16 protein-coding genes and 1 pseudogene are annotated in these 21,918 nt (G+C 47.6%); 9 read left to right on the forward strand and 8 right to left on the reverse strand.

Going from position 1 to position 21,918, the window contains the following annotated elements:
- Positions 1-14: 14 nt before the first annotated feature.
- On the forward strand, positions 15-1,955 hold the full coding sequence (locus RID53_RS10285) for a CHASE2 domain-containing protein (protein ID WP_446388008.1): 1,941 nt from the start codon (positions 15-17) through the stop codon (positions 1,953-1,955).
- Between the two features lie 178 nt (positions 1,956-2,133).
- Complete coding sequence (locus tag RID53_RS10290) at positions 2,134-2,883, forward strand: DUF928 domain-containing protein (protein ID WP_446388009.1); 750 nt, start codon at positions 2,134-2,136, stop codon at positions 2,881-2,883.
- A gap of 167 nt (positions 2,884-3,050) precedes the next feature.
- Here RID53_RS10290 and RID53_RS10295 read toward each other — a convergent pair whose 3' ends face one another.
- From RID53_RS10295 to RID53_RS10305, 3 genes are all read right to left on the reverse strand, one after another.
- Positions 3,051-5,720, reverse strand: coding sequence for a CHAT domain-containing protein (locus RID53_RS10295; RefSeq protein ID WP_446388010.1), 2,670 nt, complete (start codon positions 5,718-5,720; stop codon positions 3,051-3,053).
- A gap of 160 nt (positions 5,721-5,880) precedes the next feature.
- Positions 5,881-6,267, reverse strand: coding sequence for a hypothetical protein (locus RID53_RS10300; protein WP_446388011.1), 387 nt, complete (start codon positions 6,265-6,267; stop codon positions 5,881-5,883).
- 3 nt (positions 6,268-6,270) lie between these two features.
- Positions 6,271-6,492, reverse strand: coding sequence for a hypothetical protein (locus RID53_RS10305; protein ID WP_446388012.1), 222 nt, complete (start codon positions 6,490-6,492; stop codon positions 6,271-6,273).
- Positions 6,493-6,663: 171 nt separating this feature from the next.
- On the opposite strand from RID53_RS10305, the gene RID53_RS10310 reads away from it, so the two are divergent.
- Positions 6,664-11,061 (forward strand): two-partner secretion domain-containing protein, encoded by a 4,398-nt coding sequence (locus RID53_RS10310; RefSeq protein WP_446388013.1) that lies wholly within the window; start codon positions 6,664-6,666, stop codon positions 11,059-11,061.
- Between the two features lie 757 nt (positions 11,062-11,818).
- Here the strand turns inward: RID53_RS10310 and RID53_RS10315 are convergent.
- Positions 11,819-12,160, reverse strand: a complete 342-nt coding sequence (locus tag RID53_RS10315) for a hypothetical protein (protein WP_446388014.1) — start codon at positions 12,158-12,160, stop codon at positions 11,819-11,821.
- Positions 12,161-12,603: 443 nt separating this feature from the next.
- Between RID53_RS10315 and RID53_RS10320 the strand changes: the two genes are divergently transcribed.
- The 3 genes from RID53_RS10320 to RID53_RS10330 all read left to right on the forward strand — a co-directional run bounded on the left by RID53_RS10320 (position 12,604) and on the right by RID53_RS10330 (position 17,032).
- A complete protein-coding gene (locus RID53_RS10320; protein ID WP_446388015.1) occupies positions 12,604-14,652 on the forward strand; it encodes a M10 family metallopeptidase C-terminal domain-containing protein in 2,049 nt (682 codons plus the stop codon).
- Between the two features lie 95 nt (positions 14,653-14,747).
- Entirely contained in the window at positions 14,748-15,143 is a 396-nt protein-coding gene (locus RID53_RS10325; RefSeq protein ID WP_446388016.1) for a hypothetical protein, read from the forward strand.
- A gap of 104 nt (positions 15,144-15,247) precedes the next feature.
- Positions 15,248-17,032 carry a ShlB/FhaC/HecB family hemolysin secretion/activation protein gene (locus tag RID53_RS10330; protein ID WP_446388017.1) on the forward strand — a complete coding sequence of 595 codons (1,785 nt, stop codon included), beginning with the start codon at positions 15,248-15,250 and terminating at the stop codon, positions 17,030-17,032.
- 196 nt (positions 17,033-17,228) lie between these two features.
- Here RID53_RS10330 and RID53_RS10335 read toward each other — a convergent pair whose 3' ends face one another.
- The 3 genes from RID53_RS10335 to RID53_RS10345 all read right to left on the reverse strand — a co-directional run bounded on the left by RID53_RS10335 (position 17,229) and on the right by RID53_RS10345 (position 19,044).
- Positions 17,229-17,858, reverse strand: coding sequence for an alpha/beta hydrolase (locus RID53_RS10335; RefSeq protein WP_446388037.1), 630 nt, complete (start codon positions 17,856-17,858; stop codon positions 17,229-17,231).
- A 213-nt stretch (positions 17,859-18,071) separates the two neighbouring features.
- Positions 18,072-18,272, reverse strand: coding sequence for a hypothetical protein (locus RID53_RS10340; protein WP_006101743.1), 201 nt, complete (start codon positions 18,270-18,272; stop codon positions 18,072-18,074).
- A gap of 244 nt (positions 18,273-18,516) precedes the next feature.
- A complete protein-coding gene (locus RID53_RS10345) occupies positions 18,517-19,044 on the reverse strand; it encodes a response regulator (RefSeq protein ID WP_446388018.1) in 528 nt (175 codons plus the stop codon).
- Between the two features lie 193 nt (positions 19,045-19,237).
- Here RID53_RS10345 and RID53_RS10350 point away from each other — a divergent pair.
- From RID53_RS10350 to RID53_RS10360, 3 genes and pseudogenes are all read left to right on the forward strand, one after another.
- Positions 19,238-19,426: pseudogene (locus tag RID53_RS10350) on the forward strand (NACHT domain-containing protein); the annotation flags it as partial.
- A 49-nt stretch (positions 19,427-19,475) separates the two neighbouring features.
- Positions 19,476-20,135 carry an NACHT C-terminal helical domain 2-containing protein gene (locus RID53_RS10355; RefSeq protein ID WP_446388019.1) on the forward strand — a complete coding sequence of 220 codons (660 nt, stop codon included), beginning with the start codon at positions 19,476-19,478 and terminating at the stop codon, positions 20,133-20,135.
- A 156-nt stretch (positions 20,136-20,291) separates the two neighbouring features.
- Entirely contained in the window at positions 20,292-21,218 is a 927-nt protein-coding gene (locus RID53_RS10360; RefSeq protein WP_446388020.1) for a histone deacetylase family protein, read from the forward strand.
- A gap of 25 nt (positions 21,219-21,243) precedes the next feature.
- Here the strand turns inward: RID53_RS10360 and RID53_RS10365 are convergent, their stop codons facing one another.
- The gene (locus RID53_RS10365) at positions 21,244-21,918 is read right to left on the reverse strand and encodes a hypothetical protein (protein ID WP_446388021.1); all 675 of its coding nucleotides are present in this window, start codon (positions 21,916-21,918) and stop codon (positions 21,244-21,246) included.

Below are 21,918 nucleotides of genomic sequence, written 5' to 3' on the forward strand. Positions count from 1 at the left end.
CAAGGAAGAAGCTGTTGCGGCGAAGTCTTTGGCAAAAAATAAAAAAGGAAATTGTCATCTGGCGTGGAGGATCACTGCCAGGAATTGTGGTGACTGGACTGGTAATACTCGCTCGTCTCAATGGTTCACTTCAAAGTCTAGAGTGGATAATGCTCGATACCTTCCTGCGTCTGCGTCCTGCTGAACCTATCGATGAACGGATCGTCATTATTGGAATTGATGAAGCGGATATCCAGGATGTAGGAAGCTATCCCATACCGGATCAAGAAATTGCCAGATTATTTAGAACATTGCAAACCTACAAACCCAGAGCTATCGGTCTTGATATCGTTCGGGATTTACCAGTTAATCCGGGTCACGATGAACGGGTTGCGGTTTTTGAGGAGTTCAAAAATATTATTGGGATTGAAAAAGTATTACCCGTTCAAATTGCGCCACTTCAAATTGCACCACCTCCCGAATTACCCCCTAAGCAAGTTGGTTTTTCAGATACTATTCTCGATAAAGATGGTAAGATCAGGCGCTCTCTTCTAGTAACGCCTACTTCCCCAGGATACCAGTTTTCTTTATCTCTGCGTCTGGCAGAAATTTATTTAGCCTCTGAAGGCATTTCTCCAGAAAATGACATTCATGATCCTCATGCGATCAGGTTTGGTTCAACGACACTCCCTCGCTTTTTGCCCAATTCCGGTGGATATGTGGGAACGGATGCAGGGGGGGTTCAAGTCTTGCTTAATTTTCGGAGTGGTCGAGAACGGTTTCGGACTCTCTCACTTAATCAGATCAAAACCGGGAATTTTAATCCCAGTTGGATTCGCGATCGCATTGTTATTGTTGGTATAACAGCTCCCAGCGTCAAAGATATCGTCAAGACTTCTGCCATTACCAATCTCAATCCTCCTGGGCAGATTTATGGCGTGGAATTTCATGCTCATTCTACGAGTCAAATTCTCAGTGCTGTTCTGGATGGGCGATCGCTGTTAAGGACTTGGTCAGATGGGTGGGAATATTTATGGATTTTAGGTTGGGGTTTTGTCGCAATTAGTCTGGGGCGGCTGACTCAATCCCCTTGGAAAAGTCTGTTTGGTTTTGGCATTGTTAGCCTGGGGATCGTTGGAATTGGTTATGTGTTTCTAGCTTGGGGGTGGTGGATTACCGTAGCACCTGTTTTATTAATTTTGACCCTCAATGGTTTAGGACTGAGTGCTTTTGCCTTTTATCAACATGACCAAGTTTTGAGGTCTGAGATTTACGTTCGCCAAGGCACTATTGAACACACATTTAATGTCATTCATAATGGTCCTTTGCAAACACTGGCTAATGTTTTGAGGGATATTCGAGAAGACTCACCACAAAACCCCTTTCTCTCAGAATTAGAGAATCTTAACCAGGAAATTCGGGGAGTTGGTGAATACCTGCAACGAGAAGCTCTCACTCAAGAAGAAAGCCTTCTCCTAGGAAGCGGCTTCAAACTCGACTTAAAGCTGCCAATTCACGAACTGTTCTATAAAGTCTATAGGGAGACGCTTCAGCGAGATAACTTTCCCAACTTTAAGACTCTCAAGGTTAAAGTCCGCACATTTGCTCCAATTGAGTCTCAATCCCTGAGCCTTGAGCAAAAGCGGGAACTCTGCCAGTTTCTCGAAGAGGCGCTGTGCAATGTGGGAAAACATGCCAAAGGAGTAACTCGCCTCAGTGCTATTGGCAAGCCCAATCAGGGCTGGTACAGTTTGAGTATTAAAGATAACGGCTCCGGCATCTGTTCATCCTCTGAAAACCGAGGGACAAAGCAATGTAAAAATCTGGCGAAACAACTAGGGGGGACATTTAAGCGAGAGCCTCTTTCTCCCCGAGGAACTCTATGCGAGTTAACCTGGCCCCTCGTAAGTCGGTACTGGAACCTGGGTAAAGTTGGAGATAGCGTTAAATCCTTTTTCTTGAGAAAAATAAGATGATTCGTTTAGCTGCGAAACCGTAGGGGCGCACCGACGTGCGCCCGATTCAATGGTAAAATCTATTCCAAAATTTTAGCTGTGTCAGTCCGCCATAGTGGGTTTGGCGATAGCCGTAACCCGCCAACATCCAGGAATGGATTGTGTTACAGTTTAACCCAAATTGCTAGCACCAGAGATTATGAAAACTAAAACCCTGGAATTTCTGAGCAACCCCATCAACACTAGACTGGTAACTAGCTGTGTTTTAGGCTTATCGCTGGTCATAACTCCGGCGGCTCTAGCTAATTATGTACCCCCTGCTGATCAGGAGCCTCCAAGTGACTATACAGGACAAGCAGGTCCCAGAGGTGGGTGTGAAGGTAAAGGGATACCCCTAACAGCCCTAGCGCCTCAGAGTCATGTTGGACAAACAGCTTCAACTCGCCCGACTTTTGCTTGGTTTGTTCCTGACTCGACCACCAAACCGATGGAATTTAGGCTCTTTGAATATGACTCGAACGGTAACCTCCAATTAATCGGTGAGCCAATTTTATGGGAGAGTTCGCCAGGGATTATGACATTGCCCTTGCCAGAGGACAGACCAAAACTTAAAGTAGGCCACACTTATCTTTGGCAAGTCACCATCTTATGTGACCCAGATAACGCATCGAGTGATTTGATTGCTACGGCAGATATTAAGGTTGTAGAGATGCCTTCGGCTTTGGAAGGTATGTTTGTCGATAGCTCAAACAAATCCGATTTCTATGCCAAGGCAAGTTTATGGTACGACGCTTTAGGTGAAGCGCTCAAGTTGGCTGACAAATCCAGGCTGGGAAAGGTGGGTTCAACCTTGCTAGAGGACCTAGCTGAATTAGAGGCAGCAGAACTAATTGACGAGGAGTATGAACGGATTGAGAACTTAAGCCAAATCGCCAGTAACCTGTGGTAATTGGGGCTTGCTGCACAAAACCGAAACCATTAGCTATCAAGGCTTGGAGTGGCATTAATATTTGCTCTAGTCTAGAAACTATTGTAGAGACGCGCCATGGCGCGTCTGGGCGGGTTTAGTCACATCTGGATGTAACTCACCTCACAACTCCCGACAGCAACCCTTAGTTAAAGCCAATTGCCGATGAGGATAAACGGTGCCCAGTAGGCGGGGTGGGCATATTGGTCATTAATTTCTTCTGTGTCCTTCGCCTCAATCAGTTTTCGCTGAGCTGCACGTAAAGCCTCGGCTTTGCTCACGCCGGGACGGCGCAAGTTGGCATAAAACTCTGTCACCAACTCGGCTGTGGAGGCATCATTGACAAACCAAAGGGAAGCTAAGGCACTGCTGACACCGGCTTGCACGGCAATGCCAGCTAAACCCAGAGCAGCTCGGTCATCTCCGACTGCTGTTTGACAAGCTGTGAGGGCAAGCAAGTCGCCGGAGTCGGGTTTACGACTAACGCGGCTGATGATGTTTTCTAGATCATTGAGGGTGAGTTTGTCGTTATTGCCAGTGACGAGAAAGGTGTCCTCTCGAATCGCACTAAACTGACCGTGGGTGGCGATGTGAAGAATTGGGTAAACGGTTTGACTCAGTTCTTTTTCCATGCTCTCTTGGATAAAATCCTCATTCAAGAGTGTTTTGCTACCGGGAAATTGAGTCTCGATTTCCTTGAGTTCAGTTTTAACATTGGTCAACGCTGAAAACGTTTGCCCATTGACTTCACTTTCTTGGGTTAAACCTAAGGCTAAAACGCGAAGGTTTTGACGGTTCAAAGCTTGCGGATTGGTCAGGTTAAGACTGGGGGTTGTGGCAATGGCATAGTTTTCCACCAAGAATTTCTCACCGTCGTGAAGGGCAGCCATTGGGATGCTGCGTAAGATGCCATCCTGGATGAAAACGAGAGTGTCTATCGGTGCTGAGTTTAAATCATTGGCAAAAGGGGCAATAATCCTGTTGTACAGCTCCTGGGCTGGTTTTGGGTTATAGATAATGTCACGTCTGCGCTCTAGTCCCCGGCGAAATTGGTTAATGTCTTCCCGAAGCTTCTGACTATCAACGTCGATCCACTTCAGCCGCTTTTCACCGTTGGGAAGACTGACCAGAATCGCGGTGCGATCGCTTAAAATAATCGAGCTAAAGACAGCGGTGTTTTCCCCAACCAGTTCGTCAACCCGTTCCTGACTGATGAGTGTTAAGGCACAATCATTCCCGAAGTAATTTTGCAGTTCTGCGAGTTTTAGGGAATCAATGGTTTCGAGGGCAGAGTCTAGTTCCTTTTTATAATCTTGACTATCTCTTGGTTTCAAAACAGCACGCTCTAACCTTAACTGAGCCAACTCCCGGTGGAGAGGATTAATCGCATCCCGAAAGTCAAACTGTAAGTCTCGCTCGGCAATCAGAAGCTCATTTCGGATATCGTTGAGTGTCGCGATCGCTTGTTCATAAGCTTTGAGAGCCTCAGTTTCATTCCCTTGGGCGTTGAAGATGCGTCCTGCCTGCCACTCCCACAAATACAGACTATCTTTAGCCGATTGATTGTTGTCCGCCACCCACTGTGCCTTGCGAGTGAATTCTTGGGCGTTCTTATAGTCTTGGCGGCATTCATAGAGATGACCCAATTCACCCAAGGCAAATGACTCGGAACGGGAGTCCTGAAGACGTTGAGCAATTGAGACGGCTTGATTGAGGAGTTCTTCTGCCTGTCCTTCTAGCAGACGCTTACCGCAGGGACTAACTGGGGTCATTGGCTGCTCCAGTTTAGCTAATTCGATGGCGGCATAGACTTTATCTTGAGAATCCGGTAGCTGCTTGAGTAAGTCCTGAGCTTGTTTGAGGGTTGTTGCTGCGTTGTTTGCGGCGTTGGGTAAGGTTGATTCTTTCGGGCGGTAATAAAGTTTAATTAAATTGCGTAACACCCGCATTTGAGCAAATTGGTCGTTTTGAGCAAGTTGGAGACTCTGTTGAAAATGGGTTTGAGCTTGCTGGTAATATTCAATCGCCTCTTGTCGAAATTCTGATGCCTTAGTGTTAGCACCGCGTTGCTGGGCGGAGTTGGCATAACCCTCTGTGAGTTGAGCTTGAGCCATGTAGACGTTGCCTATATTGTTTAGAGTAGAAGCGGCAGAGGCTGGGTGATTAAGCTCTTGGGCAATTTTTAAGCTCCTGTTTAAATGGGCGATCGCTTGGTCGTAATCCCCTCTGAGGCGATAGGCTTCTCCTAGACTCCCGTGGGCGGCTATTTCTCCGTCTCGATCGTGATGCGCTTGGGCAATTTGCACAGCACTGCCTTCAGGGCAACTCTCCTGTTGGCGAGAATCAGGGACGCCACATAAAAGCGCGATCGCTTTTCTGGCTTGTCCAAAGCGGCTGTAGGCTTGAGCCAGTTCGGTTTTCGTTCGCCCTATTTGCTGCCAGTCACCTAGTTTTTGATAGTCAGCCATGGCTTGTTGCCAATAGCTGATTGCCTGCTCAATGTGACCGATTTTTTGATAGGTTCTTGCTAGGTTTTCCCGGATAATGGCGGCGTTGGCGCGATTATTGGTCCTTTGGTAGAGTTCTAAGGCGTTTTGCCAGGGTTCAATCGCCCCTTGATAATCTCCTGTCCGGTAGGACTCAACCCCTTGTTGCACGAGTTGACTGGCATTGCCAGATTGGGTTGTTGCTACATTTCCCGGTGCAGCCGGTTGAGCAATGGAGGGAAGATGACCGAGCCATAGGGAAAGGGTAAGGCTACTGAGAAAGAGAAATCCTAAAAGGCGATGGACGCTGGTTTGATGATGTTGACTGGGCATTTAATAGAACCCTCCAGTGCTACAGCACTTTCTAACACGGTGTAGTACAGTAACGATGAGACAGTGCTTTTCTACTCTTGGAAATGGTGTATCACATTGAGTCTGAAAACGCTGTAAATACCTGGACACAAATCTTGCACTGATTTGTCGTGTGGCTGTATCAACCTTTTGCGTCTTGCAACTGCTGCGGAACCCGAATTTCTGGTAAGGGTTCTAGGGGGGTGGAGACGGGGGAGTATTGGCAGTAGCAGATGACAATAGAGTCAAAATCAACGCCAGGGATTTTTGATTCATACTCCTCAACCCGGATTACTTGCCAATCTCCCACTCGGCTGTGGGTGCTAGCAGCCAAGAAATGTTCTTTGGCAAATTTTTCAATCCGATGGTACTCTCTAAGTCTGTAACCTGGGGTAGGAGAGGACTGACCAGAAGAGTCAAAGTGTTCGGCAAGAATATCGGTGATTGCGCCTGTATGTGCCAGTATCCTGTTTTCGGCTCCCTGCTCCTCACTCCAGTCTGCACGAAAGATGATGTACTTTCTACCCATTGATTAGTCCTCCATCATGTAATTCGGAAATTCGGTTTGACCCTCAAACACACAATTGTATTTCAGGGTTTTGTCTCCAGTTGGCTCTATTCGCAGCAATGTCCACCTGTATTTCTCCTCCATTTCGTAGCACCGCTTGCGTTCGGCTACAGCGTGACGAGATTCGGGCTGTTCGTTGCGATTGGTTGGGTTACCAGCCGAAGGGCGATCGCTTGAATCCGTCATGATGTGATTCTCGTTTCCCGAAATATGACCTGAAACTATGCTTATGTACCTGCTGGTCAGTATAATTGTACAATTATTCACCTGACTCCTCCTGTTTTTATTTTCGGAAAATTTTGATGGCATGAATTGCCGTGAGCGCTCAAGTGAGCTGTCCCAAAGGAGATAAAGCCCATGATGACTCAACTTATGTACCGTGGATGCTGGATGTTAGGGCTAGCCAGTGGTTTAACCCTAAGTGGGACAATCACTCTCATGGGGTTGTTCGCCAGTGCTTTTTGGGGAAAATGTGCTGTTGCTCAGATTACACCAGATACAAGTTTAGGGGCTGAGAGTTCTCGTGTCACGCCTGATGCTGAGGTGAAAGGGAAGCCAGCGGATTTGATTGAGGGGGGAGCAGCGCGAGGTGTCAATCTGTTTCACAGCTTTACTGAGTTCAATGTTGAGGAGTTACAACGGGTTTATTTTGCCAATCCAGCAGGGATTGAGACTATTCTGTCGCGGGTAACTGGGGCAAATCCCTCGAATATTTTGGGAACCTTGGGAGTTGATGGTGCTGCCAATCTATTTTTACTCAATCCCCATGGGATTTTGTTTGGGTCGAATGCTCAACTGGATGTTGAGGGTTCGTTTGTGGCAACTACTGCTCATTCTATAGGGTTTGAGGATGGCTCATCGTTTAGTGCAGCAAATCCAGAGGACTCATCGTTGTTAACGGTGAGTGTACCTTTGGGGTTGCAGTATGGGGCGAATCAAAGTGGAGAGATTGCCAATGCTGGAAATTTGGCAGTAGGGCAGGATTTGACGCTCTCGGCTGGAAATTTGGATTTACAGGGTCAACTCTATGCTGGGGGAGATTTGACCCTGGAAGCGCAAGATACGGTGCGGATCAGGGATAGCGTGGATGCACCTTTTATGGCAGCAGCGAGAGGACAGTTGTGGGTGCAGGGGAATCAAGGGGTGGATATTTTTGCCCTCAATCATCCCGATAGTGGGTTGTTTTCTGGTGGGAATATGGTGCTGCGAAGTGCGGCTCAAGTGGGGGGAGATGCTCACTATTGGAGTGGGGGCAGTTTTCGCATAGAGCGGTTGGATGGGAGTTTGGGGGATTTGGAGAGTCTCAATGACCCGGTGATTCGGACGATGGGAGATGTGTTGATTGGTGCTTACCAGGGAAGTTCTCTGCATATTGTAGCTGGGGGTAAGGTGGAGATTCCTGGCTTTGTCTTTATTACTGGGGCAGACCCCACCAATGGTTTACAGGAAACTGTTACCTTATCGGATGGCACGACTATAAATATTGACGGTAGAAGCGAACCGACGTTGGATATTCGGGCGGGAGTAGACCCAAGTGCGATCGGAGTTCCATTTTTCTCTGGAACTGGTAATGATTTTTTCTTCCCTCCTTTAGATTTTCCGAATACCCCAACCAGTGCAGACATCACTATCGGCGATATCTTGGTCTTTGACCTCACCGATGGGGGCAAAGTTTTGTTGACGAATCAGTATCAGCCGAACTTAGCACTAGACACCCCCAACGGTATTACTGTTGGCTCGATTGACGCAAGAGATATTTTTGGCGGGGGTTCTGTCTTTATTGATTCTCGCAGCAGTATTACTCTTAATGGCACAGTTAGTGCCTCTGCCTTTGAGCTTTCTGATACTTACTTTGGCGATGGTGGCGATGTCAGGCTAAAGGCTGAGGGTGATATTACTCTCAATCGGGGGGCTAATGTCTTTTCCAGTGGTTTATTGGGAGGGAATATCACCTTCAACAGCGAGGGGGACATTTCTATTGCAGAAAGTGTGGGGACCGCGAGCTTTACCAATGTAGCGGGTGTTACAGGGGGTGAGATTCAGGTGACGGCTAAGTCCCTCTTCTTGACCGAGGGGGCGACACTAGGTACCCTTACCTTTGGGGCTGGGAATGCGGGTGTGGTGAAGATTACCACGACTAATTCAGTGCGCTTGGATGGGCAATCGAGCGATGGATCTGCCAGTGGTGTCTTCAGTCAGGTGCTTCCTGGAGCTGAGGGGAACTCGGAAGGGATTGAGCTGACCACTGCCTCCTTGGAACTAACTAATGGCGCTCAAGTGAGTGCTTCTACCTTCGGGGTTGGGGATGCGGGTGCAGTTAAAATTACCGCTACCGATTCGGTGCGCTTGGATGGGGAATCGAGTGATGGAATTATCAGCAGTGGTATATTCAGTCAGGTGGCTCCTGGAGCTGAGGGGAACTCTGGGGGGATTGAGCTGACAACTGTCTCCTTGGAACTGACTAATGGTGCTCGAGTGAGTGCCTCTACTCTTGGGGTTGGGGATGCGGGTGCAGTTAAAATTACCGCCACTGATTCGGTACGCTTGGATGGGGAAAAAAGCAATGGATTTTCCAGTCGTGTAGTCAGCCAGGTAACTTCTGGAGCTGAGGGGAATTCTGGGGGAATTGAACTAACAACTGCCTCCTTAGAACTGACCAATGGCGCTCAAGTGAGTGCTTCTACCTTCGGGGTTGGGGATGCGGGTGTAGTTAAAATTACCGCCACTGATTCAGTGCGCTTGGATGGGGAACCAAGCGATGGAATTCCCAGTGGTGTATTCAGTCAGGTGGTTTCGGGAGCCGAGGGGAACTCTGGGGGAATTGAGCTGACAACTGCCTCCTTGGAACTGACCAATGGTGCTCAAGTGAATGCCTCTACTGGCGGAGTTGGAGATGCGGGTGCGGTGAAGATTACCGCTACCGATTCGGTGCGCTTGGATGGGCAAGACAGCGATGGATTTACCAGTAATATATCCAACCAGGTGATTCCTGGAGCTGAGGGGAACTCTGGGGGAATTGAACTAACAACTGCCTCCTTGGAACTGACTAATGGTGCTCAAATGAGTGCTTCTACCTTCGGGGTTGGGGATGCGGGTGCGGTGAAGATTACCGCTACCGATTCGGTGCACTTGGATGGGGAATCAAGCGATGGATTTCCCAGTAATATATCCAACCAGGTGGCTCCTGGAGCTGAGGGGAACTCTGGGGGAATTGAACTAACAACTGCCTCCTTGGAACTGACTAATGGTGCTCAAATGAGTGCTTCTACTCTTGGGGTTGGGGATGCGGGTGCAGTTAAAATTACCGCTACCGATTCGGTGCGCTTGGATGGGGAAGACAGCGATGGATTTTCCAGTCGTGTATCTAGTACGGTGGAGCCGGGAGCTGAGGGGAATTCGGAGGGGATTGAACTAACAACTGCCTCCTTAGAACTGACCAATGGTGCTGGAGTGGCTGCCTCTACCTTCGGGTTGGGGAATGCGGGTGCAGTTAAAATTACCGCCACTGATTCCGTCCGATTGGATGGAGAATCAAGCGATGGAATTCCCAGTGGTGTATTTAGTACAGTGGAGCCGGGAGCTAAGGGGAATTCGGAGGGGATTGAACTAACAACTGCCTCCCTGGAACTCACCAATGGCGCTGTAGTGGATGCCTCTACCGATGGGGTTGGGAATGCGGGTGCGGTGAAAATTACCGCCACTGATTCGGTGCGGCTGGATGGGGAATCGAGCGATGGAATTATCAGCAGTGGTGTCTTCAGCGCGGTGGCTCCTGGAGCTGAGGGGAATTCAAAAGGGATTGAGCTAACAACCCCTTCCCTAGAACTGACCAATGGTGCTCAAGTGAATGCCAGTACCTTTGGAGGAGGAAATGCTGGTGATATCTCGGTGCGAGATGCTCAATCGGTCTTCCTAGACAACAATAGCTCTATTTCCACGGCGGTCAACCCTGATGCCAAAGGCATTGGTGGCGATATTGATATCCAAACCGACTCCCTTTCCCTGGAAAATAATTCCCAGATATCGGCTCAGAGTCAAGGACAAAGCAGAGCTGGCAACATTACCCTCAAAGTCTCAGACACCTTAACCGCGACTGACAGCGATATTATTACCGCCACCACGCAATCTGCTGGAGGCGCTATCGACATCACAGCTCAAGACATTCGTCTGCGCGGTGACAGTGACATCACTACCAGTGTCTTCAGTGGTGCCGACAATGGTGGTAATATCACCATCACCACCGACTCCCTGATTGCCTTCGCTGACAGCGACATCCTCGCCTTTGCCCGTGATGGTCGAGGCGGCGATATTACCTTCAAGACCCCTGTTTTCTTCGGCTTTGCCTTCCGTCCAGCCCCCAAAGGCACCGACCCAGCTACTTTAGATAATAATAATCGAGTTGATATCAATGCCAGTGGAGCAGTCGATGGAGTCATCACCTTACCCAACCTTGACTTTATCCAAAACAGCCTGACTGAGTTACCCGAAAATCTAATTGATACCGACAATCTGCTTGCCAATAGCTGCATTGTCCGAAGCGATGAACAAGAGGGAACATTCATCATAACGGGTGCTGGGAACTTACCCACCCGTCCTGGTGACGCTTCAGCCTTACCTTATCCCACTGGAGAGGTACGCGCTGTACCGAGTGAGAGTTCCTCTCGTCCTTGGCAGAAGGGGGACCCAATTGTAGAACCAACTGGGGTGTATCAACTGCCAAATGGACAGTTAGTGATGGCGCGGGAGTGTTCGTGAAGTACCCCAACTTGCGAGAGCTCTTATTTGGGGCTTCCAACCCTCTTGAGCATCGTGCCTTAGAAGGTAAGCTGTCATGCATTTAAATTGGGAATGGGTAGCGAGCAAGATGCAAAGCCTGCGGCATGGCTTCGCTAAACGCACTACAAGGATTTTGCCATTCTTGACATTAAGGTTTAAATGCCGAACAGCTTAGACCGTTAATTGACACTCTCCCGGTTAAAACGCGGGAGATTCTTGAGCTAATCATTGCCCTTTCAAGTCACCCTTCGACTAAGCTCAGGGTTAACCTCTAATTAGGTCTTACACAATTATGTCCTACCCGAAGTCAACTCGAATATCACTTAATATCTAGAACCCCTCTTTTTGGGTAGCTCTCCAAGCTTTTACCTAAATTAATTAGGAAGTTTCCCTATGCCCTACTTCATCCGAGGGATGAATCACGAGGGAACCTGCACCATCGCTAATTCTGTAACTAGGGCTGGCTGCACAAGTCGAAAACCCTTATATTTGAAGGACCTTCAGGAGTTTTCCGGCTGAGGGAGTGCAAGAAAATAAGATAGGATTTGTGAAAAACCTAGCATCATAGCGAGCGAGACGCTCGCACTACCGTTTTGTTCTTTCCTCCTGAACTCCTACTCCCTACTCAAATACTTATTCAGCAGACCCTAACTATTGTACCTACCTCCTTTTCCGGATGTTTCTAACGCGGCTACTCCCATCTTGTTGTAGGAAGAAATCACTGTATGAACTGTCCCTACTGATAAGCTGTTCGACATTTAAACCTTAATGTCAATAATGACGAAATCCTTGCCGTAGTGCGAGCATCTTGCTCGCTACATTGAGCATCTTGCTTGCTACATTGAGCATCTTGCTCGCTACATTGAGCATCTTGCTCGCTACATTGAGCATCTTGCTCGCTACATTGAGCATCTTGTTCGTTACTAATACCCAATTTAAATGCATAACAGCTTACCCCTATTTGTTTAGCGATAAGAGCAGCCGTTCTAGGGTCAACCAACCCATTGTAAACAATTAGCCACTTTTTTCTGAGCCAATAACTCTCTTGTGATTTCAGCTTGTGTTCCACATCTTCCACGCTCAGATGGGGGGGTTGCCCTACTTACTCTACTCATAATTCTACCTTATACATAACTCTCCGTTCTAGACTCTACCAGGACTTACGCAGCCACGCCATATACATAGGTTAAGGTGCGTTACGCTTCGCTAACACACCCTACACATAGAGGCTTTGCGTAAGTCCTATCTACATTAGACGGCAACTTGGCATAAACCCTCTTCCCTCCTGCCTTGGAGCCTCTTTCCCCACCACAAGACTCCCTACAGCAGACCCCACTTATGTAGTTTTCAGCAATCTTACTGTAGTTTTCAGCAATCTGATTGACTCAATCGTGCAAAGAGCCTTGTTTGTCCATACTATCAAACTGGTAGATATGGTGAATGCATTATATAAGTCCTACTTTTATTCTAAAAATTAGCGTATTTACGCAACAGGATAACAATGACGATTTGGAGATAATCATGGCACATTCTAATCCCTATATCGACGGTATTCTCTGGGGAGGAAATAAACTTAATGACAACACAATCACCTACTCCTTCTGGAGTGATGCTTCCCTAGATGATGATTACTACAATGAGGATACCATTAATACACCTTGGTTCGACTATGAAGAGGCGGCAATGCAGCAAGCCTTGACCACTTGGTCTAATGTCGCCAATATTAACTTTGTCCAAACCGCCGACAATGATGCTAATGCCGATTTTGGATTTCTTTTAGTCAACAATTTTGAGGCTAACTACTTAGGAGCATTCTCTCCCCCAGGTACCTTTGGAGAAGGAATTGGTTACTTTAACTGGCAAGGAACAGGTTGGGATGCAGAAGGTTTGCAACAAGGAGGCTTCGGATTTATTACCCTAATTCATGAGCTAGGGCATGGTTTGGGATTAGCCCATCCTCACGATACAGGGGGGGGTTCCAGTATCTATCCTGGGGTTTCTTCTCCTTGGGATACGGGAGATTACGGTCTCAACCAGGGTGTTTGGACAACGATGACTTACAACGATGGTTTAGATACCAACGACTATACCGGAATTACGGATTATGGCTATCAAGGTGGTCCTATGGCTTTCGATATTGCCGCAATTCAATATCTCTATGGGGCAAATATGTCCTACAAGACTGGCAATGATACCTACGTCTTACCGACTAGCAATACCTCCGGCACATTCTACTCCAGCATTTGGGATGCAGGCGGCATTGATACAATTTCAGCGGCTACTGCCACCGCTGATGCTACTATCAATCTCAATGATGCGCCACTAGTCGGACCCAATGCAGGTGGTTACCTATCTGCCGTTGAAGGCATCTATGGCGGTTTCACTATCGCCAATGGTGTGGTGATTGAAAACGCGATTGGTGGTGCTGGCGACGATACCATCATCGGTAATGAGGCAGACAACGATCTCTCTGGTGGTGCTGGCAACGATTATCTTGATGGCTGGACTGGGGATGATAACCTGTATGGTAGTTCGGGTCACGACACCCTTTTGGGTTACTCTGGGGACGATTACTTAAGTGGCGGTTCGGGCAACGATAACTTATACGGTGAAGCTGGCAACGATTATCTTGATGGCTGGACTGGCAACGATAACCTGTATGGTAGTTCGGGTAACGACACCCTTTTAGGTTACTCTGGGGACGATTACTTAAATGGTGGTTCTGGCAACGATAACCTATACGGTGAAGCTGACAACGATTATCTCAATGGCTGGACTGGGGATGACAACCTGTATGGCGGTTCGGGTAATGACACCCTTTTAGGTTCCTCTGGGGATGATTACTTAGATGGCGGTTCTGGCAACGATAACCTATACGGTGAAGCTGACAACGATTATCTCGATGGTTGGACTGGGGATGACAACCTGTATGGCGGTTCGGGTAATGACACCCTTTTAGGTTCCTCTGGGGACGATTACTTAAGTGGCGGTTCGGGTAACGATAACCTATACGGTGAAGCTGACAACGATTATCTTGATGGCTGGACTGGGGATGACAACCTGTATGGCGGTTCAGGTAACGACACCCTTTTAGGTTACTCTGGGGACGATGACTTAGATGGCGGTTCTGGCAACGATAACCTATACGGTGAATCTGGCAATGATACATTACTTGGCGGAACGGGAACCGATATATTAGTGGGCGGTTCCGGTAATGACAGCCTCAATGCCTATGGTGGCAATACGGGAGAATACGATATCCTAAGCGGAGACTACAGTTCATCCCAACCCGGCGTTACAGGTGCTTCTGATGGAGCGGATACATTTGTTTTAGGAGATACCTCTGGGGCGTTCTATCTAGGCTTGGGATATGCTACAGTCACAGACTTCTACTGGGCTGAGGGAGATATGTTCCAGGCTTATGGTAGCCAGAGTGACTACTCCCTGGGCTTCCAAAACTGGTCTGGCAGCAGTGCGACCGATACCTTAGTCTACTATCAGAGCGATCTGATCGCTGTGGTACAAGACACTACCAATGTTATTGTCTCTTGGGACTTTACGTTTGTTTAAGACTCAGATCGTCGATTGCATTCTTAATGCGCTAAAGGCATAAGTTTATCTCGATCAGCCGTTAGCTAGCCCAGTTGAAACTGGGCTTTTGAATGATGACCAATCCACTTAAGCGCTATCACTCGAAGTTTGCGCCAGTTGTTTTTTTACTCTTCTGTACGGGCGTAGCGATTCTCCCAATTCGACCGACTTATGCCTGTTCTTGCGTGCGTCCACCTGACTCGGAACAGGCTCTAGCAGACGCTACGGTTGTTTTTTCAGGGCAAGTTACGAACATCCAACGGGTCAATGGACGACTAAGCGTCACCTTTGGCGTTGACGAACAATGGAAAGGGAAGCCAGCTCAACGCCTGGTTATTCAAACGGCTGCGACAACTGCTATGTGTGGATACCCCTTTGAAGTCGGTCAGACCTATCTTGTCTATGCCAACCATCGACGAGGCAGGCTCCAAACCAATCAATGTTCTCGCACTACCTTAGTTTCCCCCTAAAAGGACTCCTCTCAAATTGCCTAATTCAAGTTCCCATCTTAGAGACAGTTTCTTTAGGGAAATCACTGACTAGAGTTTTGTAAATAAGCCTCAAACTCTGACAAATGAAGAATGACGAAAGACAAAGGACGATTCCCACCGTTAACCTTAATTGTGTCCACCTACTGACACTGAGATGGATTGCAATTTCATGCTCTAGCATTACTACCATCACGGGTATAACCTTGAGGACAGTAGCTCAATCTACCCCACCCCCAGGCGTGAACCTTCCCCCCACCACCCCGGAGAGGATTGAGGAAACCATTCCCAACCCCTCCGACTCCCCCCCTCCTCTCCCGGAAGAATCCCCAGTATCGCCACCAGAACCAGGTCTACAAACTCCTTCCTCTCCCCAACTCCCTGAGGTGACAACTCCATCCAATGTGCCATTTTTTGTCACAGAAGTGGAGGTGCTAGGAAATACCGTATTGCACGATGAGATTGCAACATTAAAAGCCGAATATGAGAACCGTGAGGTAACATTTGAAGAATTGCTGGAGCTGCGCTCTCGGATTACTCAGCTTTACCTTGACCAAGACTACATCACCTCCGGTGCATTTTTACCCCTGCAAGACCCTAGCAATGGTGTTGTGCAAATTCAAGTCGTCGAGGGTGACTTAGAACAGATCGAGATTGACGGCTTAAACCATCTGCGGGAAGGCTATGTGCGTAGTCGCCTTGAACTCGCCACTGACGCACCCTTAAACCGAAACCAATTAGAAGAAGCACTGCAACTGCTGCAACTTGACCCCTTACTCAATCAAGTGGATGCCGAGTTAACCGCAGGAAGCCGTTCTGGTAGCAATATTTTGCAAGTCGAACTCAAAGAATCACCCACCTTTCACGCTGGCGTTTCTACCGCCAACAACCAATCTCCCAGTATCGGTTCCCTACAAACCAGCCTTTTTGTTGCCCATGATAATCTCTTAGGTTTTGGCGATCGCCTCAGCACTCAATACAGCCTCACCGCAGGACTCGACCTCTACGATATCAACTATGCTATCCCCATCAATGCCCGCAATGGCACTCTGAGTGTACGCTACGCTAACAGCGACAGCAGCATTATCGAAGATGAGTTCGAGGAGTTTGATATCGAAAGCGAAACTCGCACCTTTTCTGTCAATTTTCGCCAACCGATATCGCGATCGCCAGAGAGGGAATTTGCCCTGAGTTTAGCCCTAGACTTGCGTCGCAGTCAAACCTTCTTACTCGACGAACCCTTTTCTTTCTCAGTTGGTCCAGAAGACGGCGAATCCAAGGTAACGGTACTCCGATTTTCTCAAGATTGGGTAGACCGTAGTCGATCCAGTCGCATCTTAGCCGCCCGGTCTCAGTTTAGCATCGGGCTAGATGCCTTTGATGCAACCATCAACAACACCGGGACTGACGGGCGATTTTTTTCCTGGCTGGGACAATTCCAATGGGTGCAACGGTTGTCACCGAGAACGACGCTGATCACGCAAGTGAATGCTCAGTTAACCCCAGATTCTTTACTCTCTCTAGAGCGGTTCAGTATCGGTGGAGTCGATTCAGTCAGAGGCTATCGGCAAAATCAACGGGTTGCGGATAACGGTATCTTAGGTTCACTTGAGGTTCGCATTCCCCTCACATCAGACCCCAGCCAGCTACAACTTGCTCCTTTTTTTGCAATCGGTACAGCTTGGAATAATCAAGATCCTGACCCTGACCCAGCCACAATTGCTAGTCTAGGATTGGGTTTGCGGTGGCAAATTCCTTCAGGTTTGGATTTGCGCCTAGACTACGGCATCCCCTTAATGGAGGTCAACAATCAGGGGGATTCGCTGCAAGAGAATGGTCTTCACTTTTCTCTACGCTACCAGCCTTTTTGAACCCACTTTGGACTTTGGACTTTGGACTTTGGAAAAAAAATAAATTTGCGTAAAATACACGCCAAGGCATTGAGAGACAAAAGTTCCTCTATTTCAGCTCAAAGAAAGTTCCCCTGTTCTACCGGAGAAAGCGAAAGCGGTTCTGGGATTAATTAGGGTAGTGCAGCGGATGAAAAATGCTCTAAGGTTGTCAAGTTCACGATACAGAACTTGAACCAATAACATCCAGCACAAAACGCCGTACCAACATCAAAACCTCTGGCAGAATCTGATGCGCCATATCAAACTCTTGATACGTCACCGCGATTCCCAACGCCTTTAAATTATCTCTGGCGTGTTGTGCTTTACTCACAGGTACAACCGGATCTTGTCTACCATGCACAATCAAAACTGGGGGTAACGATTCCCGTGTCAGTTGAGCTGAATCATGCCAGTAGCCACTCATTGAAACTAAGGCGGCACAGGGTAATCTTAACCCCACATCTAACGCCATGGCTCCCCCTTGGGAAAATCCACTTAAAATGGTACGGGATAGGGGTACACCAGTACTTTCTTCCAGAGACGTTAACCAGTCAATCAACTTTTGACGACTTTCCTCTAACCCGTGATTATCTTGGCTTTCCAGCGCATACCAGGCATTGCCCCAGGGGACATCGGGATGAGGAAACGGAGCATCGGGAAATAGAAACTGGACATTGGGCAAGTCTAATGCTGAGGCTAATGGAACTAAATCCTGAGAGTTAGCCCCCCAGCCATGTAAGCACACCATCAAGTGAGTTGGGGATTGACCATTGGTCGGTCCAATAGTGACAGATTTTAAAGACAAAGACTGAGATCCTAAATCAGAGGTTGTTGGATTTCTAGCAGATGGAGAACGGTTTTGGCAAGCCTTCAACCCCAGGACTGTTCCAAATACGGCACAGCCTCGTAAGAAAAATCGCCGTCCCATTAATACCATGTTGCAGTCCAAGATCTCGGATGGCAATCTTCAAATCGCGGATTTCACTGATCAGTCAGGACAATTGAGTCGCTTGTCTGTTTAGGAATTAACCTGCCTTGAACGAGGGACTCTGGAATTGATTAGATGAGAACGTAGGATAGTAGCCAGTATAGCCGCACCATATTTATCTTGAATCTCATCACAGGTGGCTTCGCAAAGTCTCTCGACTTCATTGATACGCTGTTGAAGTTCAGCAATTTGTTGGTCAGTTTTGCTTCTGTTAGGCTGTATCCCAAACATTTCGTCGTTCTCCTCAACGAATTAAACGGTTTGCCAAGCTGATGTCCTAGCCCTCTATAGGATAGTCGGAATGTGCGATCGCAGGGTAGATTAAGGTGCGATCGCGTTCCCACTCTTCAATGTAAGCCTACGGCTGACTTAAATTTGGATTGAGAAATGATTGAGATTCCCCAATTTATCTGTAAAGTTTTTTAAATTATACCGTGTTTGGAGAAAAATAAACAAGGTCAAGTATTGACCGATATCAAAACTGACACATCCTTAACGCTGCAACTAATTTATCAACTGCCAACGGCTTACTCAAACACTCATTCATCCCTGCTTTTAAGCATTCCTCGCGCACCTGTGGCATTTCATCAGATGTTACCGCAATAATACAAGGATGCTGTTCCGGTAACCATTCTTGGCATAAGCGGCGCATCATTGCCAAACCCCCCATCTGTGGCATTTGCACATCGGTTAAAACAACATCGTAATGGTTTTGGCGTAACGCTTCTAAGGCTTCCAATCCATTCCCGACAACATCTGCCTGATAGCCTAGCGATCGCAAAACTCGTAACGCCACTGTGCGATCGCCCCATTGATCTTCGGCTACGAGAATCCGCAGGGGTAATTCCTTCGCTAACGGTGCAACCGATTCAGCACTTGGCTGCGGATTTTGATTAGTCTGCGATGGCTGACTAAACATCTGCGTCCAAATGTTACCAATCTGAGACAGTTGCAGGGATTGATCGGTGAATGTAGCCCCATTGGCGATAGTTAAACTAGACATTGTTACTACCTTTCAGTGGTAATGTACAGGTTGAGCAAGTGCGATCGCGTCTGTCACTGTAGTGCGATCATTTCTCCATCTCATCAAAGCCGACGGTTGCTTGAGATTCTGCTTGAGAAATGCTTGAGTTTGCTTGACTTATGCCAGATCCGAAAAAAAGAACATTATCATACAATAAAGTGCTTTTTCCTAACTCTGTTTAGAATTTGAAGATTCTGGCGACTTTCCCGCAGATCGGGCGGAATTATATAAACGTGGGATTGCTACCCTTTTACTAAAATGGGACGCTAAACGGGGAATTATCCGAGATCAGGTTTATAAAAAACTATCCGTTCAACGTAAACAAAACTTACTTAGTCAGATTGCGTTTACCACCTTTGATTGATCAATTAGTGGCTACAGATGCGGAATTACAACGGTTATTGCAGTGAGTGTATGGGAAATCAAATACTGTTCACGTTCGCTATAAATCAGCAGCCGTGCGGGTGTTTTATTTTAATTTAGCCCGGAATCATTATTCTCAACACAACCCCACACCTCCGCAACCGGAATCAGACTTGATTGGTGTCCTCGATTGCCATTTCCACCATCTTCTACTGTTAGGATCTAGCCAAACCCAGGATATTGGACTCGATGAACTGCTATCCTTGACCTTTGAACAGGCGTCTAAGCTGGTTTTGGGATTAGCCGATCGCCCCTACGCCATGAGAGGAGCATTATTTCTGGCGTGCGATCGCGCCCTGAATCTTGACCCCAGGTTGGGCAAAGCCTTACAGGATCTTAAGCAACAACTCCCTAATCCAGATTTCAATCTCGATGGGGATGAGTGGCAGTTTAAGCAATGGTGGCAAACTCATGGTATTTCTTGGACAGAGCAATTGTCGGCGGCGATTATTAAGTATCGCCAGATTGGTTACCCTTGGCAATTTAATTCTCAACAAAATAAACTCCTCAAGCATTATTATGATGCCAATCGATTATTAGTGGACTGTCTCAATAGTGATTGTTATGTTAGTCGTGAGGTGCGACAGGAGATTGAGGATACCTTATTATTGCCGATGGCTGAAATAGAGAAATGTCAGGGTGCATAGGTAAATTTGCCCTCCTGTGAGTATCTTGCCCACTTCCCTTGCTTCCAGAGACCAAGATGCTTCCACAACATAAGTCCTGGTATCAACCGTTCAATGCCGAACTAATAATAATACAATTATAGAAAGCACTAATTTGCTGGCAGTCTTACTGAACCTATGTTTCCAGTTATTTACTCTGATGAATTTCTCAATCACGACAACGGTGGTTTCCACCCTGAACGTCCAGAACGATTGACAGCCATTGTCAACGCCTTAAACGCTGCACCCTGGGCAGATAAAGTTGATTGGCAGCTACCTACACCTGTAGAGAGTCGTCCGGTAATGCCTCTGTTGCAAAAAGTTCATGACCAAGATTACATCAATTTAGTCAAACAACTCGCCCACGACGGTGGAGGAATGATAGATGGCGACACCAGGGTTTCTCCCCGCAGTTATGATATTGCCCTGTTAGCCATCAGCGCTTGGTTAGATGGAGTTGATCGGGTTCTCACCAGCCACAACCCGGCATTTGTCCTCGCACGTCCCCCTGGACATCATGCCGAAGGTCCCAGGGGGATGGGATTTTGTCTCTTTTCCAATGCGGCGATCGCGGCTTACTATGCCCTAGAACAACCTGGTATCCAAAAAGTCGCCATTTTGGATTGGGATGTTCATCATGGTAACGGCACTCAAAGCCTCGTGGAAAACGATGCCCGTATTGTCTACTGTTCCCTCCACCAATATCCCTGCTATCCTGGCACTGGAAACCCTCGCGAACGCGGCTCGTACAATAATGTTCTGAATATACCAATGCCACCAGGCAGTACATTCACAGAATACCAACCCATGTTTGAGCAGGGGGTAATACCATTTTTCCGTGAATTTCAGCCCGATTTACTCATCATCAGTGCAGGTTACGACGCCAACGCCGATGATCCCCTCGCCAGCGTCGCCCTGAAACCAAACGATTTTGGCGTATTCACAGATTATTGCTTGCAAGTGACTCACCGTATTTTATTTGGCTTAGAAGGAGGTTATGATCTGACTGCCTTAGCCAAGTCCGTTATTGCCACTATTGAACCTTGTTTAAAGCTGGGTGAATAGTTGCCACAAATCGCTCAATCAACAATTAGAACAGCTTCAGATTGTAACCTACACCTAAAACCAGTCCCACATCTGTTTCATCATCCTCGGGAAATGCCACATTGACACGCACTGTACCCGTAAATCGGGGAGGGATGGGAACATCGACGCCCCCGGAAACCAACGGATCAGCTTCCCAGTCGTCATCAGGTTGCAGCAGCACACCCCCTCCCGCAAAAGGAATCACAATCGTTTGTCCAGTAACAGGAGTCTTGATTGGAAAATTTAGGCTAAGGGTAAGTGATGTGGTGGTTTCGTCACCAAACATGACTGCATTATGCACAGAGAAATTCTCAGTAAATCCTGCTTTACTGACAATGACGAAAGATCCTTCCCCTAAGTTGGTTTCTTCACCATCCAGACCAATATTCCCACCTACGCCGATATAGCTGCGTCCCAGTATTTTTAGAGGATTAACCCCAGGGACTTGTGCTACCTCTGGAGTGGCGGCGACAGTTTGGGGTTGAACCAAGACTAGGGTTGGCTGGGTGTTATTAGTCGTTGAGCCAGACGATTGAGCCGAGTCAGAGGGAGTAACAGTTATATAACCATAGTAGGCAGAGTCTGGCGTCTGGGCTTGAGCGGATAAACCACTACACAGCAGGGACGAAGCGGTGAAACCGAATAGCCAGAAAAAAAGTTTTGCCAAGTTCGGTTGCAT

Source organism: Coleofasciculus sp. B1-GNL1-01 (genome assembly GCF_040220235.1).
Lineage (GTDB): Bacteria > Cyanobacteriota > Cyanobacteriia > Cyanobacteriales > Coleofasciculaceae > Coleofasciculus.

Bases quoted from the DNA above. Each gene is read 5' to 3' on its own strand.
- RID53_RS10290 (WP_446388009.1), top strand. From the start codon at position 2,134: ATGAAAACTAAAACCCTGGAATTTCTGAGCAACCCCATCAACACTAGA.
- RID53_RS10295 (WP_446388010.1), bottom strand. From the start codon at position 5,720: ATGCCCAGTCAACATCATCAAACCAGCGTCCATCGCCTTTTAGGATTT.
- RID53_RS10300 (WP_446388011.1), bottom strand. From the start codon at position 6,267: ATGGGTAGAAAGTACATCATCTTTCGTGCAGACTGGAGTGAGGAGCAG.
- RID53_RS10305 (WP_446388012.1), bottom strand. From the start codon at position 6,492: ATGACGGATTCAAGCGATCGCCCTTCGGCTGGTAACCCAACCAATCGC.
- RID53_RS10310 (WP_446388013.1), top strand. From the start codon at position 6,664: ATGATGACTCAACTTATGTACCGTGGATGCTGGATGTTAGGGCTAGCC.
- RID53_RS10320 (WP_446388015.1), top strand. From the start codon at position 12,604: ATGGCACATTCTAATCCCTATATCGACGGTATTCTCTGGGGAGGAAAT.
- RID53_RS10325 (WP_446388016.1), top strand. From the start codon at position 14,748: ATGACCAATCCACTTAAGCGCTATCACTCGAAGTTTGCGCCAGTTGTT.
- RID53_RS10330 (WP_446388017.1), top strand. From the start codon at position 15,248: ATGAAGAATGACGAAAGACAAAGGACGATTCCCACCGTTAACCTTAAT.
- RID53_RS10340 (WP_006101743.1), bottom strand. From the start codon at position 18,272: ATGTTTGGGATACAGCCTAACAGAAGCAAAACTGACCAACAAATTGCT.
- RID53_RS10345 (WP_446388018.1), bottom strand. From the start codon at position 19,044: ATGTCTAGTTTAACTATCGCCAATGGGGCTACATTCACCGATCAATCC.
- RID53_RS10360 (WP_446388020.1), top strand. From the start codon at position 20,292: ATGTTTCCAGTTATTTACTCTGATGAATTTCTCAATCACGACAACGGT.
- RID53_RS10365 (WP_446388021.1), bottom strand. From the start codon at position 21,918: ATGCAACCGAACTTGGCAAAACTTTTTTTCTGGCTATTCGGTTTCACC.